General features: G+C 71.1%; 14 protein-coding genes and 1 pseudogene. 8 read left to right on the top strand and 7 right to left on the bottom strand.

Annotated features, from left to right (window positions below; genetic code table 11):
• Positions 1-7: 7 nt before the first annotated feature.
• Together ccsB and IE136_RS30815 are read left to right on the top strand one after the other, a co-directional pair.
• Positions 8-1,090: a c-type cytochrome biogenesis protein CcsB gene (gene ccsB, locus IE136_RS30810; RefSeq protein WP_158994394.1), complete on the top strand. Its 1,083-nt coding sequence runs from the start codon at positions 8-10 to the stop codon at positions 1,088-1,090.
• Between the two features lie 50 nt (positions 1,091-1,140).
• Positions 1,141-1,686 carry an SRPBCC domain-containing protein gene (locus IE136_RS30815; protein WP_373309183.1) on the top strand — a complete coding sequence of 182 codons (546 nt, stop codon included), beginning with the start codon at positions 1,141-1,143 and terminating at the stop codon, positions 1,684-1,686.
• Between the two features lie 30 nt (positions 1,687-1,716).
• Here the strand turns inward: IE136_RS30815 and IE136_RS30820 are convergent, their stop codons facing one another.
• The 4 genes from IE136_RS30820 to IE136_RS30835 all read right to left on the bottom strand — a co-directional run bounded on the left by IE136_RS30820 (position 1,717) and on the right by IE136_RS30835 (position 6,722).
• On the bottom strand, positions 1,717-3,255 hold the full coding sequence (locus tag IE136_RS30820; protein ID WP_189601946.1) for a type 1 periplasmic-binding domain-containing protein: 1,539 nt from the start codon (positions 3,253-3,255) through the stop codon (positions 1,717-1,719).
• 5 nt (positions 3,256-3,260) lie between these two features.
• The gene (locus IE136_RS30825; RefSeq protein ID WP_189601947.1) at positions 3,261-5,393 is read right to left on the bottom strand and encodes a hypothetical protein; all 2,133 of its coding nucleotides are present in this window, start codon (positions 5,391-5,393) and stop codon (positions 3,261-3,263) included.
• A gap of 120 nt (positions 5,394-5,513) precedes the next feature.
• Positions 5,514-5,978, bottom strand: coding sequence for a nucleoside deaminase (locus IE136_RS30830; RefSeq protein WP_189601948.1), 465 nt, complete (start codon positions 5,976-5,978; stop codon positions 5,514-5,516).
• Positions 5,979-6,101: 123 nt separating this feature from the next.
• On the bottom strand, positions 6,102-6,722 hold the full coding sequence (locus tag IE136_RS30835) for a flavodoxin family protein (RefSeq protein WP_189601949.1): 621 nt from the start codon (positions 6,720-6,722) through the stop codon (positions 6,102-6,104).
• Positions 6,723-6,871: 149 nt separating this feature from the next.
• Here IE136_RS30835 and IE136_RS30840 point away from each other — a divergent pair, with 149 nt between their 5' ends.
• Positions 6,872-7,840 (top strand): DMT family transporter, encoded by a 969-nt coding sequence (locus IE136_RS30840; RefSeq protein ID WP_158988177.1) that lies wholly within the window; start codon positions 6,872-6,874, stop codon positions 7,838-7,840.
• On the opposite strand, the pseudogene IE136_RS30845 reads toward IE136_RS30840, so the two are convergent.
• Both IE136_RS30845 and IE136_RS30850 read right to left on the bottom strand, forming a co-directional pair.
• Positions 7,752-8,627, bottom strand: a pseudogene (locus IE136_RS30845) (LysR family transcriptional regulator); the annotation flags it as partial. The gene IE136_RS30840 and the pseudogene IE136_RS30845 overlap by 89 nt on opposite strands.
• 1 nt (position 8,628) lies before the next feature.
• Complete coding sequence (locus IE136_RS30850; protein ID WP_158988176.1) at positions 8,629-9,021, bottom strand: PLD nuclease N-terminal domain-containing protein; 393 nt, start codon at positions 9,019-9,021, stop codon at positions 8,629-8,631.
• 101 nt (positions 9,022-9,122) lie between these two features.
• Here IE136_RS30850 and IE136_RS30855 point away from each other — a divergent pair, with 101 nt between their 5' ends.
• From IE136_RS30855 to IE136_RS30865, 3 genes are all read left to right on the top strand, one after another.
• A complete protein-coding gene (locus IE136_RS30855) occupies positions 9,123-10,580 on the top strand; it encodes a menaquinone biosynthesis decarboxylase (RefSeq protein WP_158988175.1) in 1,458 nt (485 codons plus the stop codon).
• Positions 10,577-11,479 (top strand): menaquinone biosynthesis prenyltransferase MqnP, encoded by a 903-nt coding sequence (gene mqnP / locus IE136_RS30860; RefSeq protein ID WP_158988174.1) that lies wholly within the window; start codon positions 10,577-10,579, stop codon positions 11,477-11,479. Before IE136_RS30855 ends, mqnP begins: the two co-directional genes overlap by 4 nt.
• A gap of 75 nt (positions 11,480-11,554) precedes the next feature.
• Positions 11,555-12,238, top strand: a complete 684-nt coding sequence (locus tag IE136_RS30865; RefSeq protein WP_158988173.1) for a UbiX family flavin prenyltransferase — start codon at positions 11,555-11,557, stop codon at positions 12,236-12,238.
• Here the strand turns inward: IE136_RS30865 and IE136_RS36515 are convergent.
• On the bottom strand, positions 12,235-12,360 hold the full coding sequence (locus tag IE136_RS36515; protein WP_268247973.1) for a hypothetical protein: 126 nt from the start codon (positions 12,358-12,360) through the stop codon (positions 12,235-12,237). The two genes, IE136_RS30865 and IE136_RS36515, sit on opposite strands and share 4 nt — an antisense overlap.
• Positions 12,361-12,486: 126 nt before the next feature.
• Between IE136_RS36515 and IE136_RS30870 the strand changes: the two genes are divergently transcribed.
• Entirely contained in the window at positions 12,487-12,942 is a 456-nt protein-coding gene (locus IE136_RS30870) for an Lrp/AsnC family transcriptional regulator (protein WP_189601950.1), read from the top strand.
• Positions 12,943-12,991: 49 nt separating this feature from the next.
• On the top strand, positions 12,992-14,155 hold the full coding sequence (gene mqnE, locus IE136_RS30875) for an aminofutalosine synthase MqnE (RefSeq protein WP_158988172.1): 1,164 nt from the start codon (positions 12,992-12,994) through the stop codon (positions 14,153-14,155).
• The last annotated feature ends 56 nt before the right edge of the window (positions 14,156-14,211 follow it).

Raw genomic sequence — 14,211 nt, forward strand, 5'->3', positions numbered from 1 at the left:
TCTCGCCGTGAGTCTCGCCGCCGAGACCAACGAGAGCCTGGCGCGGATGAGCGACATGCTCATCTACTCCTCGATGGCCGTGTACACGCTTGCCTTCTTCGCCCATATCGCCGAGTGGGTGTTCGGCAGCCGCAGCAAGGTCGGCCGGACGGCCGCCGAGCTGACGGCGACCGCGAGGGCCGCCGCTCCCGCCGTCACCGTGCGGGTGAACCAGGGCGGCTCCACCGCCGTGCTCGACAAGCCGAAGGTCGTCACCCGGTCCGGCGCCGGCACCCGCGACGTGCCGGACGGCCCCGGCGCGGCAGGCGGCACGGTCAAGGGCGACCTGTACGGCCGTATCGCCGTCTCGCTCACCACCCTCGCGTTCCTCATCGAGGCGGCCGGCGTGATCGCCCGCGCGTTCGCGGTGCAGCGGGCCCCCTGGGGCAACATGTACGAGTTCTCCACCACCTTCTCCACCGTGGCGGTCGGCGCGTACCTCGGCTTCCTTCTCGCCCGCAAGGACGTCCGCTGGCTCGGCCTGCCGCTGATGACGACCGTCCTGCTGGACCTGGGCATGGCCGTGACCTGGCTGAAGACCCCCAGCGACCAGCTGGTGCCGGCGCTCGACTCGTACTGGCTGTGGATCCACGTCTCCACCGCGATCTTCTGCGGTGCCGTGTTCTACCTGGGCGCGGTCGCCACCCTGCTCTACCTCTTCCGCGATTCCTACGAGAACAAGCTCGCGACCGGTGGCGAGCCCGGCTCCTTCGCCCGGTCCGTGATGGAGCGGCTGCCCTCGGCGGCCTCGCTCGACAAGTTCTCGTACCGGGTCAACGCGGCGATCTTCCCGCTGTGGACGTTCACGATCATCGCGGGCGCGATCTGGGCCGGCGACGCGTGGGGCCGGTACTGGGGCTGGGACGCCAAGGAGGTCTGGTCCTTCATCACCTGGGTCGGCTACGCCGCGTACCTGCACGCGCGCGCGACGGCCGGCTGGAAGGGCCGCAAGGCCGCGTACATCGCGCTCATCGCCTTCGCCTGCTTCCTCTTCAACTACTACGGCGTCAACATCTTCGTGACCAGCAAGCACTCCTACGCGGGCGTGTGAGCCGGCCCGCCGAGCTGGCGGAGGACGCGCGCCGGCGCCACGCTGGAGGTATGGACGCCGGAGCCATGAGCCGGATACCGCGGGGCAGGTGCGAGACCCACGACGGCGACCTGCACCACCTGCGGTACGTGATCGATCTTGGCCACCCGATGGCGCGGGCCTGGACGGCCGTCGCGACACCGGAGGGCCTGCGCGAGTGGCTCTGCGCGGCGGACCGGCTGGAGCCGAGGCTCGGCGGGGCGGTGACGCTGCGTTGGCTGAACGGAGACACGGTGGTCTCGGGGCGGGTGACCGCCTGGGACGCGGAGTACGTGGCCGAGTACACGGTCGGCCCGCCGCACGGCCGGATCCGGTTCCATCTGGAACCGGGCGGCGGTGATGGCGGGTCGACCGTGCTGCGTTTCACCAGCGAGTTCCGCGGGACGCCGGAGGACAAGCTGGACATGCTGGCGGGGTGGCACGACCACTTCGAGCGCCTGGCGGAGGCCCTGGAGGGCCGGCCCACGGACTGGCTGGAGTGGACCGCCGAGCGTTGGCAGCACCTGCGGGACCTGTACGCGCGGGACGAGGCGCCCTGGCCCAGGTGGGAGCCGTGAGCCCTGGGGCTTCCCAAAGCTCTGCCGTGGTCAGCCGCGCCTCGGCGGGAGGCAGTCCTTCGACGGGGGGTTCCCCTCCGGCCAGGCGATCTCGACGAAGCGCTGTGTGCCGTCCAGGGCCAGCTGCACGATCGGGACCGCCTTGTTGAACGGGTTGCCGAAATTGTCCAGACAGATCCAGCCGCTCGCGCCCTCCACCCGCAGCGACCCCTTCACCTGCGGCCACTGGGTGACCACGTCGGCCGGCTCCGGGTACCGGGCGCCCTGCGGCGTCGCCTGACGGATCGCGTGGACCGCCGTGGCCATCGCGTCGTACGCGACGATCGCCTGCCCGTCGGCGAGCGCGACCGGTTCCTCGGAGGCCTTGGCGATGTCCGCGAGGAACGTCTCGTAGGCCGCCGTCGAGCCGCCCGTGCCCGGCACCGGCCGGCCGGGGGCGGGCCGCCAGGCGTCGGGGTGCGCGAGGGAGGCGTAGCGGACGGTCAGCTTCGCCTTCAGGGCCGCCCGGTTCAGCTTCCGGTCCGCCCCCAGGTACGAGCCCTCGTCGCCGGTCAGGACCGTGAACGCCCGCTCGGCGCAGCCGCGGGCGCCGAGCGCGTTGATGAACTGCCGCAGCTGGGTGTGGCGGCCCGCGAAGAAGACGGTCTCCGCGCGGGTGTCGCAGATCAGGTGGGTGATCTGGCGGAAGGTGTTCGCGGTCGTGCCCTCCTCCGTCGGGTCGGCGGGCGAGGTGAACAGCTGCGGCTCGTACGGAGCGCCCTTCAGGGAGCCCGCGAACGCGGCCTTCAGTGTGTCCGTGTAGTGGTCGCCGGTCCGGGTGTCCTGGACGAGCAGCGCCTTCGACGCCTCCACCTTGCCGAAGTGGGCCAGCGCCTTGGCCTCGTCGCCGTTGGTGGGCGAGACGCGGGCGAGGCCGGGGTAGCGGTTGTTCCCCGCGCCGGGGCCGTTGGCGATGTCGTCGGCGGTGATCGTCGTGCCGACGACGGCGATGCCCGCGCCGGTCAGGGCCGTCACCGCCTGCCGTATCTCGGTCGAGGAGGTGGCGACGCCGGAGACCGCCCGCAGCCGGTCGGGGCCGTCCGTCATCGCCTTCAGCCGGTCGACCGTCGTACGCCAGTGGGCGTTGCCCTTGCCGGTGTTGGCGAGGACGAGCCGGATCTTCGGGGTCTCGCTGTTCGACTCGTGGTTGGCCCGGTACTGCCGGGCGAAGGCGCCCTGGACCTCGTGCAGGACCTTGACCCGCATGCCGCTGTCCGTGGAGGTCAGCGGCAGGAGCAGGGCGACGGTCGTGTACTCGCCCGGCTTCAGCGCGCGGTTCTCGTCGCGGATGCGGCCGGCCACCTCGGTCAGCGTCGGGACGCCGAAGTCGTGGCCGTCGCCGTTGACGCCGACGCACTCGGTGCTGCCCTGGGGCCGCTCGACGCCCGGGGCGCAGGAACGGTCCTCGGGGGTAGTGGCGCGGTTCACGGCGTACCCGGTCAGGGAGCCGAGGACGGCGAGGGTCACCACCGTGGTGAGGATCCGCTGACGGGTGGTGTGCCAGAGGTGGAAGCGCAGCCAGGCGAGCATGGTCCTCAGACTCCGTCCTCGCGCGACGGCGGCAGCGAGAGCTCCCGCCAGGCGCGGATGTCCGTCGGCCAGTGGGTGGCCGCGTCCCACAGGGGTCGGTTGCCCGTCAGGTGGCGGCCGGAGAGCTGGCGCAGCTCGTTCGCCAGCTTCTCCGTCACCTCCTCGTCGGGCAGGGCGAGCGGGTCGGTCAGCAGCCAGACGGCGTGCAGCAATCGGCGCAGACGCAGGTGGAGTTCGGCGGCCTCGCTGTCGAGGCCGGCGGGCAGCCGGTCCGGCGGCAGCTGCCCGAGCGCGACGGCCCGGCGGGGGTCGGGGGCGGTGCGATCACGGGAGCCGGACCGGTCGCGGGAGTCCGCGCGATCGATGAAGCCGGTCTGCTCGCCGCCGCCCATGCGGTCGCGGGTGCGCGGGTAGGGCGCCGAGGCGATGAAGCGGAGCCGTCCCAGCCAGCCCTCGACGTCCGGCCGGGGGAAGGTCACCCGCAGATGGGTCACCGCCTGCCCGGTCCGGCCGAGGGCCAGTTCGTGGTGCAGCCGGTGCGGGAGCCCGGACTCCTGGTCGTAGTGCTGGTGCAGGGTCTCGTGGACGGCCCGCCAGGTCGCGTAGGTCTCGCCGTCCTCGAAGCGCAGCCGGTGCAGCAGCAGAGCGCGCAGCAGCGGATCGGCGACGAAGTGCTCGGGGCTCGTGGGCCAGCCCTCGGCCCGCAGCCGGTCCCGTACCTCCAGCGCCATGTCCCCGTCCGGGGACTCCCCGGGCAGCCGCGTGTGGGCGAGGAGCCGGGCGGAGGTCTCGTCGTGGGCGGCGGCGAGCACGGCGAGCCGGCCGTGGGGCTCGCCGGGCAGCAGCTCCTCGAGCAGCGTGGGCGCGACCGGCACCGGCGGGGTGTCCTCGCGCAGCTCCACCGTCAGGTCGAGCAGGGCGCCCGGGGTGAGGGAGGACCGCAGCTCCGCCGGGGCCTCGCCGGCGGCCCGGCTCAGCAGGGTCACGCCCAGGGGGCGCCCGCCCGCGAGCCGGTGGACGCCCCGGGCCAGGTCGGCCGGGGTCCGTCCGGCCGGGTCGTGGCGGTCGAAGGCGGACTGGGCGTGGGCCGGGGAGAGCGGGGTCAGTTCGACGGCGAGGATGCCGGAGGTGATGTCCGTGCCGCGTGGGCAGGGGGCCAGGCGGGCGGTCTCGGGCAGCCGCAGCCGGGTCGCGCGGCGCATGCCCTCGTGTTCGCGGACCCGGGAGGTGGCGAAGACCACGACGCGGTCGCGGCGCCCGGAGGCGCGGTCCCGCAGAATCGGTTCGATCAGGCGGCGGCCGAGCGGCACATGGGCGTTGTCGAGGAGGAGGACGGGCCGGCCACGGCGGGCTCCGGCCCGCAGCAGACCGGTGTAGGCCCGGTACAGGTCCTCGACGAGCGCGCCGACGAGGAAGCTCTCGGCCTCCTGGCGGCGACGGCCGCCCTGCTCGAAGTCGTTGGCGAGGTACTGGAGGCCGATCTTGCCCCGGCCGCCGGCGTCGCGGTAGTTCCCGTACCAGCTCTCGGACCGGCGCTGGCTTCGGCCGAACACTTCCTCCAGGACGGTCTCCACCGTCGCCTCGGCCAGGAGGCCGGCCATGGGGGCGGTGGCCTCGGCGAAGTTGGCGGCCAGCTTGCTGAGGACCTTGGTGACCCAGGTGGCGCCGGCTCCCTTCGCCGCGTCGACGCTCGCGAGGACCGGTCCGAGCCGCTGCAGGTCGTGCCTGGCCCGCTCCTCGTCCTCCCGCGACCAGCTGGTGGAGGCGACGGCGACCAGGCCGAGCGAGAGCCGGGGAAACTCCACGGGCGCGGAGGCGAACCCCCGGGGGGCGAGCTGCCCGGCGAGCTCGGCGAGGGCGCCGGTGAGCGGGTTCCAGCCGGGGCCGTGGTCGGCGGGCGGCTCGATGTGCGCGCAGTCGAGCAGCGCGAGCGGTGTGGCGCCCTTGTAGGCGTTGCGCAGCTGCTTGAGCAGGACGGTCTTGCCCATGCCCCGCCCGCCGGTGAAGACGGTGACGGGCGGGTCGTCGCCATGTTCGTACGCGGTCCGCGCGAAGCCCTCAGGAGCGAGCCCGGTCAGCCGGGCCGCGAGCCCGGAATCCTGGAAGACCGCCTCACGGCCGTACAGCTCTCTGTCCACCCGCCACCCCCGTCGCAGTCAACTCAAGGGTATCGACAGGCTGTTGGGAAAGCGGCAGGCTTTTCGAGACCGTTGTGCGGGCGTTGCCGTCCTGTGGCGCCCGGGCCCGTCCGCCTCGGCTCATTCGTCACCGATGTCATCGCCGATGTCCTCGTTCCACAGAGCCGGGCGCACGGCGATGAACTCCCGCATCAAGGCGACGCATTCGGGGTCGTCGAGCACGACGACCTCCACCCCGTGCTCCGCCAGCCAGTCGTGCCCGCCGTGGAAGGTCCGCGCCTCCCCGACGACCACCCGCGAGATCCCGAACTGCCGCACCAGGCCGGAGCAGTACCAGCAGGGGGAGAGGGTCGTCACCATCGTCGTGCCCCGGTACGAGCGTTGCCGGCCCGCCGCTCGGAAGGCGGCGGTCTCCGCGTGCGTCGAGGGATCCCCGTCCTGCACGCGCCGGTTGCGCCCGCGCCCGAGGAGCGTGCCGTCCGCCCCGTACAGCGCGGCCCCGATGGGGATCCCGCCCTCGGCGAGCCCGGTGCGTGCCTCGGTGAGAGCGGTGGCGAGCCACCGGCGTGCTTGTTCCCGGTCCATGCCGGGACTCTTCCCCGGCGGGGCGCCGGCATCACGGGGTGGCTCGGTCCGCGTACCGGCCGCCGGGGGCCGGGGAGTCCGTCATCTCGTGTGCGGGGGCTCTCGCCACCCGGCGCCCCCTCCTCACGCGGCGGCGTCGGACCCCTTCTCGTAGGGGAACCGGGCGAGCGGTGTCCCGCCCTGGAAGAAGGCCTTGGCGCGGATCATCGCCTGTTCGTCGGCACGCACCCGGCCGGGTCGGGAGCCGGTCCCGGTCAGCACCCCGCCGAACCGCATCCGCAGGTAGGCCGCCGAATGGTTCAGGGTGGTCACCAGGCCGCCCGCGACGACGTGGTCGCCGTCGGCCATGGCCGTCACCCCCCACAGGGTCCGGCCCGCCATCCGCTGCTTGAAGTCCGAGCCGGGCTCGTTCAGCCAGCCCGACCAGTAGTCGAGGTAGCGCTTGGTCTGCGCGGAGAGGGTGTACCAGTACAGGGGCGAGGCTATGACGATGTCGGTGGCCTCCAGCGTGGCCTGTCGCAGCAGCTCCTCGTTCTCCCCGCCCGGCCGGCCGGCGGTCTCGTGCCGCCCGTCCTGGAAGTCGGGCAGGGGCAGCCGGTTCAGGTCCACCCAGCGCTGGGGGACATCGGCGGGCAGTTGCTCGGCGGCGGCGCGGGCGAGGATCTCGGTGTTGCCGTCGGAGCGCGAGCTGCCGAGGACGAAGAGGAACGAGCGGTCCGAACCGTGGGCGGTGTCGAAGGTCATGTCTGCTCCGGTGTCAGGGGTGTCCCGGTGCCAACTTCGCCTTCCGCGAAGGTATTCCGGCCGCTCATCGGCTCCGCCGATGGGCCCATCGGCAGGACGCCCCACTGGCTCGTGGACCGGGTGCGGGCCCCGTCCGTAGCGTCGTGGGCATGAGAAACGAGAGCGCAACGCAGACCAGGGGAACCGTCGAGCTGACCCTCGCCATGGTGCTCTCCGGCACCCTCGGCATCTTCGTCGTCGAGTCCGGGGCGTCGCCGTTCAACGTGGTGTTCTTCCGTTGCCTGTTCGGGGCGATCGCCCTCGGCGTGTACAGCCTGGCCCGCGGCTACTTCACCGGGCACGGCCTCACGCCGAAGAAGCTCGGACTCGCCGTCCTCGGCGGCGTGTTCATCGTCTTCAACTGGGTCCTGCTCTTCGAGGCGTACGAGGCCACCTCGATCTCCTTCGCCACCGTCGTCTACCACACCCAGCCGTTCTTCCTCGTGGTGTTCGGCGCGGTGCTCTTCCGGGAGCGGATCACCGCGGCGAAGTTCGGCTGGCTCGCCGTCGCCTTCGTGGGGCTCGTCCTCGTCTCCGGCATCCGGCCCGGCGACACCGCCTCCCTCAAGGGCCTCGGGCTCGCCCTCGCCGCCGCCGTTCTCTACGCCCTGTCGACGATCGTCACCAAGCGGATCACCGGCGTACGCCCCCACCTCGTCGCGCTCGTCCAGGTGCTGGCCGGCATCCCGCTGCTGCTGCCCTTCGCCGACTTCGGCGCGGCCTCCCGGCTCGGCGCCGGCTGGGGCTGGCTCGTCGGCCTCGGGCTCATCCACACCGGACTGATGTACGTCCTGATGTACGCGGCCTACCAGAAGCTGCCCACCGCCAAGATCGCCGTCCTCGCCTTCACCTACCCGGCCGTGGCGATGTTCGCCGACTGGGCTGTGTACGGGCACCACATCGGCCTCGTCCAGGCGCTCGGTGTCCCGCTGATCGTGCTGGCCAGCCTGAAGGTCACGCTGTCGGCGACGGCGAAGACGCCTCCGGCGACTCCTCCCGTACGAGCCGCCGCGCCTGCTCCACGAACAGCCGCACATGCGCCGGCAGCCGCTTCCCCCGCCGCCACGCGATCTGTGTGACCAGAGTGAACGGCGGCTCCCAGTCCAGCTCCACCAGCGCCCCGGACGCCAGCTCCTCGGAGACGGTGACCCGGGGCAGCAGGGCGATCCCGAGGCCGCCGGCCACGCCCCGCTTGGTCGCCTCGATCGTCCCGAACTCCATGAACGGCGGCGCCCACCGCCGTAGCTCCTCCTCGAAGAGGTCGCGGTAGGGACACCCCGGCTCCGTGCCGACCAGCCGGGCCGCCGCCAGATCGGCGCTGGTCAGGCCCGTACGCCCGGTCAGCGGATGGCCGGGACCGGCCACGAGGACCAGGGGCTCGGGCGCGAGGATCTCCGTCTCCAGGCCCTCGTGCTCCGTCTCGCGCTCCATCAGGAACCCGACGTCGTACGTGCCCTGGCGCAGCGCCTGGCGGGTCTCGTCTCCGAGGGTGGGGCGCAGGGTCAGCTGCACCTTGGGGTAGCGGTGGTGGAAGAGCTCCAGGAGCGGCGGCAGCCGGTAGGAGGTCAGCGACTCCATCGTGCCGACGGCGATCGACCCGGCCGGCTCCTCGGCCTCCGCGACCGCCGCCCGGGCCTCCTCGTTGAGCTCGATGATCCGGCGGGCGTACGGCAGGAGCCGCTCACCGGCCTCGGTGAGCCGGATGCGGCTGCCGAGCCGTTCGAAGAGCTCCACGCCGAGCGAGGACTCCAGGGAGCGGACCTGGCCGGTCACGCTGGACTGGGCGTACTTCAGCTCGGTGGCGGCCCGGGTGAAGGAGAGGACGGTCGCGACCTTCTCGAAGGTGACCAGGAGCCGGAATTCCACGTCAGGACTTCTGCTCGTCGTCGCCCTGCTCGCGCTGCTTCCTCAGCTCCTCCTCGCGGCGGCGCAGGTCCGCCTCCCAGTCCTTGAGGACGGCCTCGTCCTTCTCGTTCTCGTCCTTGAGGGACTTGAGGAAGTCGGGGTTGTCGTCGGGGGCGACCCACTCGGTGCGGTGGCTGCGGTGCCACTCGGAGGGCGTGCGGCCGCCGGCGGGGGACTTGCGCATCTTGCCCGCGGCGAACCAGACGATCGGGCCCACGATCCAGAACAGCAGGATGATGATGACCCAGACGACCTTGGGCAGGTGCTTGGCCTCGTCCTCGGGGGTGTTGAGGCAGTCGATGAACGCGTAGATCGTCAGCGCCAGCGGCAGGATGTACATCAGTGCCCTGAGCATGTGGGACAGCCCCCTGGAAGCGATGCTGGAAGCGGTGGGAGGGCCCGTTTCGACGGCCCCGGTGACAGGTCCAGCCTAGCCCGTGGCGGATACTGGCCCCTATGGCTTACGACGATCTCCGCTCGCTGCTGAGGGCCCTGGAACGCGATGGCGACCTCAAGCGCATCAAGGCCGAAGTCGACCCGTACCTGGAGGTCGGGGAGATCGTCGACCGGGTGAACAAGGCGGGAGGCCCGGCGCTCCTCTTCGAGAACGTCAAGGGCTCCGCCATGCCGCTCGCGATGAACGTCTTCGGGACGGACCGCCGGCTGCTCAAGGCGCTCGGCCTGAAGTCGTACGAGGAGATCAGCGAGAAGATCGGCGGACTGCTCAAGCCCGAGCTTCCGCACGGCTTCGTCGGGGTGCGCGAGGCCTTCGGCAAGCTGGGCTCGATGGTGCACGTGCCGCCGAAGAAGGTGAAGTCGGACAACGCTCCCGTCCAGGAGGTCGTCCTCACCGGCGACGACGTCGACCTGGACCGGCTTCCGGCGCTCTTCACCTGGCCGAAGGACGGCGGCTCCTTCTTCAACCTGGGTCTGACGCACACCAAGCACCCGGAGACGGGCGTACGGAACCTCGGGCTTTACCGGCTCCAGCGTCACGACAGGCGCACGATCGGCATGCACTGGCAGATCCACAAGGACAGCCGCAACCACTACGCGGTGGCGGCGGCGCGCGGCGAGCGGCTGCCGGTCGCCATCGCGTTCGGCTGCCCGCCGGCCGTGACGTACGCGTCGACGGCTCCGCTGCCGGGCGACATCGACGAGTACCTCTTCGCCGGCTTCGTGCAGGGCAAGCGGATCGAGATGGTCGACTGCAAGACCGTGCCGCTCCAGGTGCCGGCGAACGCGGAGGTCGTGATCGAGGGGTGGCTGGAGCCGGGCGAGATGCTGCCGGAGGGCCCCTTCGGCGACCACACCGGCTTCTACACGCCGCAGGAGCCGTTCCCGGCGCTGAAGATCGACTGCGTGACGATGCGGAAGCGTCCGCTGCTGCAGTCGATCGTGGTGGGCCGGCCGCCGACGGAGGACGGGCCGCTCGGCCGTGCGACGGAGCGTTTCTTCCTGCCCCTGCTGAAGATCATCGTGCCGGACATCGTGGACTACCACCTGCCGGAGTCGGGCGGCTTCCACAACTGCGCGATCGTCTCGATCGACAAGAAGTACCCGAAGCACGCGCAGAAGGTCATGCACGCCATCTGGGGCGCGCACATGATGTCGCTGACGAAGCTGATCATCGTGGTGGACAAGGACTGCGACGTGCACGACCTGCACGAGGTGTCCTGGCGGGCGCTCGGGAACACCGACTACGCCCGTGACCTGACCGTCGTCGAGGGCCCGGTCGACCACCTCGACCACGCTTCGTACCAGCAGTTCTGGGGCGGCAAGGCGGGCATCGACGCGACGAAGAAGCTTCCCGAGGAGGGCTACACCCGGGACGGCGGCTGGCCGGACATGGTGGAGTCCGATCCGGCCACGGCCGCGCTCGTGGACCGCAGGTGGAAGGAGTACGGCCTGTGACCAGCGCCGCCGCGGCCGCCCCGCTGCCCGGACGCACCAAGGCGTTCCTCCGCCTGGTGATGATCGAGCACTCGGTCTTCGCGCTGCCCTTCGCGTACATCGCCTCGCTGACCGCCATGTTCCGGCAGGACCGGAACATCGACTGGGTCACGCTGCTCCTCGTCACGGTCTGCATGGTCGGGCTGCGGACCTTCGCGATGGCCTGCAACCGGATCATCGACCGCGAGATCGACGCCCGTAACCCGCGGACGGCGGGCCGCGAGCTGGTCACGGGCGCCGTGTCCGTGCGATCGGCGTGGACCGGGGCCGCGATAGCGGTCGTCGTCTTCCTCGGCGCCGCGGCGCTGCTGAACCCCCTGTGCCTGGCACTCGCGCCGCTCGCGGTCGTGCCGATGGTGGTCTATCCGTACGGAAAGCGGTTCACGAACTTCCCGCACGCGATCCTGGGGCTGGCCCAGGCCATCGGGCCGATCGGGGCCTGGATCGCGGTGACCGGTGAGTGGTCCTGGGACGCGGTGATCCTCGGACTCGCCGTCGGCGTCTGGATCGGCGGCTTCGACCTGATCTTCGCCTGCCAGGACGTCCAGGCCGACCGCGCCCACGGTGTGAAGTCGGTCCCGGCCCGCTTCGGCATCCCGGCGGCGCTGTGGGGGGCCCGGGGCGCCCATGTGGTGACCGCCGCACTGCTGGTCTGGTACGCCGTGGCGACGGACGCCGGGCTCTTCTTCTGGGCGGGCCTGCTGATCGTCGCCGTCGCCTTCGTCTACGAGCACAGCATCGTGCGCCCGCACGACCTGTCCCGCCTGAACAGGGCGTTCTTCACCGTCAACGGCTTCATCGGGATGGCCCTGTTCGTGTGCGCGTTGCTGGATCTCCTGGTGCGTGGTCTCACCGTGTGAGGGGAGTCTCGCCCACCCGGTGGACCCGAACGCCTGACGCATCGCGCGCCGAGCCCGCCGGATAGGCTCATCGGCGTGGAAGCGGTAGAGGAACAGCAGCGTCGTCCCTGGGTGGTCGGGGTGTCGGGGGCGTCGGGGACCCCGTACGCGGCCGCCGTGCTGAGGGGGCTGCTCGCAGCGGGGGAGAGCGTCGACCTGGTCGTCTCGCGGGCGTCGCGGCTGACGCTGCTCGACGAGACGGGGATCGCCTTCCGGGACGCGCACTGGCGTGAGGACCTGACGGCGTGGCTGGCACGGGGTGCCGACGGGAAGCCGGACACGTTCGCCGTGGACGTCGAGGGCGTGCGGTACTGGTCGGCCGGGGACCTGGCGGCGGGGCCGTCCTCGGGTTCGTACCCGGTGAAGGGGATGCTGATCGTGCCCGCGTCGACCGCCTCGGTGGCGGGTGTGGCGCTGGGGCTTTCGAAGGACCTGCTGCAGCGTGCGGCGAGCGTGACGCTGAAGGAGCGGCGGCCGCTGGTGATCGCGGTGCGGGAGACCCCGCTGAACGGGCAGACGCTGAAGCATCTGGTGGCGCTGGACGAGGCGGGCGCCGTGGTGCTGCCCGCCTCTCCGGCGTTCTACGCGGGGGCGACGCACATCCAGGATCTGGTGGACTTCGTCGCCGGGCGGGTGCTCGACGCGGCGGGGGTGCCGCACCGGCTGTACCGCCGTTGGGAGGGAGAGCTCGGTGGTGGTGCGGGCTCTCGGGGTGATTAGCGCTTCTTGGCGGCGCGCTTCTTCTCGGCGCGCTCCGAAGCGGACGGCTGGTGGGCACGCGAGCGGTTGGCCAGGTCCTGCAGCTCGCGCATACGGGCGTAGGCCATCTCGATCGTGTACACGGTGAACACCACTCCTGAAAGATCGTCTTTGTTCTGCAGAAAGATTCACAGGGTGTCGACCCCTGTGTACCTTAGATTCTATACCTAAACTCGCGGTATCGCTGGACAATGGAAGGCTTCGTACCTATGGACGCCGTGGACAGGCAGCTCATCCAGGCTCTGCGCGAGAACGGCAGGGCTTCCTACGCCGAGCTCGGCCGGCTCGTCGGGCCCTCCGGCCCCTCCGTCACCGACCGCATCAACCGCCTCGAGGCGGCCGGCGTCATCACCGGCTACCGCGCCACCGTCGACGCCGCCTCGCTCGGACTCGGCGTCACCGCCCTCATCGGCATCTCGCTCTCCGACGCGGCCGACCACGAGGACGTGGCGCGCCGGCTGAAGGACCTCGCCGAGATCGAGGACTGCTGGTTCATCGCCGGCGACGACTCGTTCATGCTCAAGGTGCGGGCGAACGACGTGGACGGCCTGGAGAAGACGATCCGCCGGCTGTCCGGCACGAAGGGCGTCTCCCGGACCCGTACCACCATCGTCCTCTCCACGAAGTGGGAGAACCGGGTCGGAGATCTGCCCGAGGAGGGCTGAGGGTAGCGTGGGTGGAGCCTGATTTCGGAGAATATGGGAGGCGGCCGTAATGGACGCGGGACTCAAGCGCGAGCTGGAGCAGAAGGTCCGGGCCGGTGAGCGGCTGAGCCGTGAGGACGGCATCGCCCTCTACGAGTCCGACGACCTGGCCTGGCTCGGCGGCCTCGCCCACGAGGTCCGGACCCGTAAGAACGGTGACGTCGTCCACTTCAACGTCAACCGTCACCTCAACATGACGAACGTGTGCACCGCCTCCTGCGCGTACTGCTCCTTCCAGCGCAAGCCGGGCGAGAAGGACGCGTACACGATGCGCATCGAGGAGGCCGTCCGTCTCGCCAAGGCGATGGAGGGCGAGAACCTCACCGAGCTGCACATCGTCAACGGGCTCCACCCCAACCTGCCCTGGCGCTACTACCCGCGCTCGCTCTCCGAGCTGAAGAAGGCGCTGCCGAACGTCTCGCTGAAGGCGTTCACGGCCACCGAGATCCACCACTTCGAGACGATCTCCGGCATGTCGGCCTCCGACATCCTCGACGAGCTGATCGAGGCCGGTCTGGAGTCCCTGACCGGCGGCGGCGCCGAGATCTTCGACTGGGAGGTCCGCCAGCACATCGTGGACCACCGGACCCACTGGGAGGACTGGTCCCGGATCCACCGCCTCGCCCACGAGAAGGGGCTCAAGACCCCTTCGACGATGCTGTACGGGCACATCGAGGAGCCCCGGCACCGCGTCGACCACGTGCTGCGGCTGCGTGAGCTCCAGGACGAGACCGGCGGCTTCCAGGTCTTCATCCCGCTCCGCTACCAGCACGACTTCGTCGACATGCAGGACGGCAAGGTCCGCAACAAGCTCCAGGCGCGCACCACCATGGCGACCGGCGCCGAGGCCCTGAAGACCTTCGCGGTCTCCCGGCTCCTGTTCGACAACGTGCCGCACGTCAAGGTCTTCTGGGTGATGCACGGCGTCCAGACCGCGCAGCTGGCGCTCCAGCACGGCGCCGACGACATGGACGGCTCGGTCGTCGAGTACAAGATCACGCACGACGCCGACAACTACGGCACGCCCAACAAGCTCACCCGCGACGACCTGCTCGAACTGATCCGGGACGCCGGCTTCCGCCCGGTGGAGCGCAACACGCGGTACGAGATCATCCGCGAGTACCCGGGGCCGGACGCGGGCCGCCGGGAGTCGCCGCAGCCGATGCGCGTCTGACGCCCTTTCCCGCCGGTGCCGGGGCGGCCGTGGTGCGCAGGGACGCGCACCACGGC

Source organism: Streptomyces lateritius (assembly GCF_014649715.1).
Taxonomy (GTDB): Bacteria; Actinomycetota; Actinomycetes; order Streptomycetales; family Streptomycetaceae; genus Streptomyces; species Streptomyces lateritius.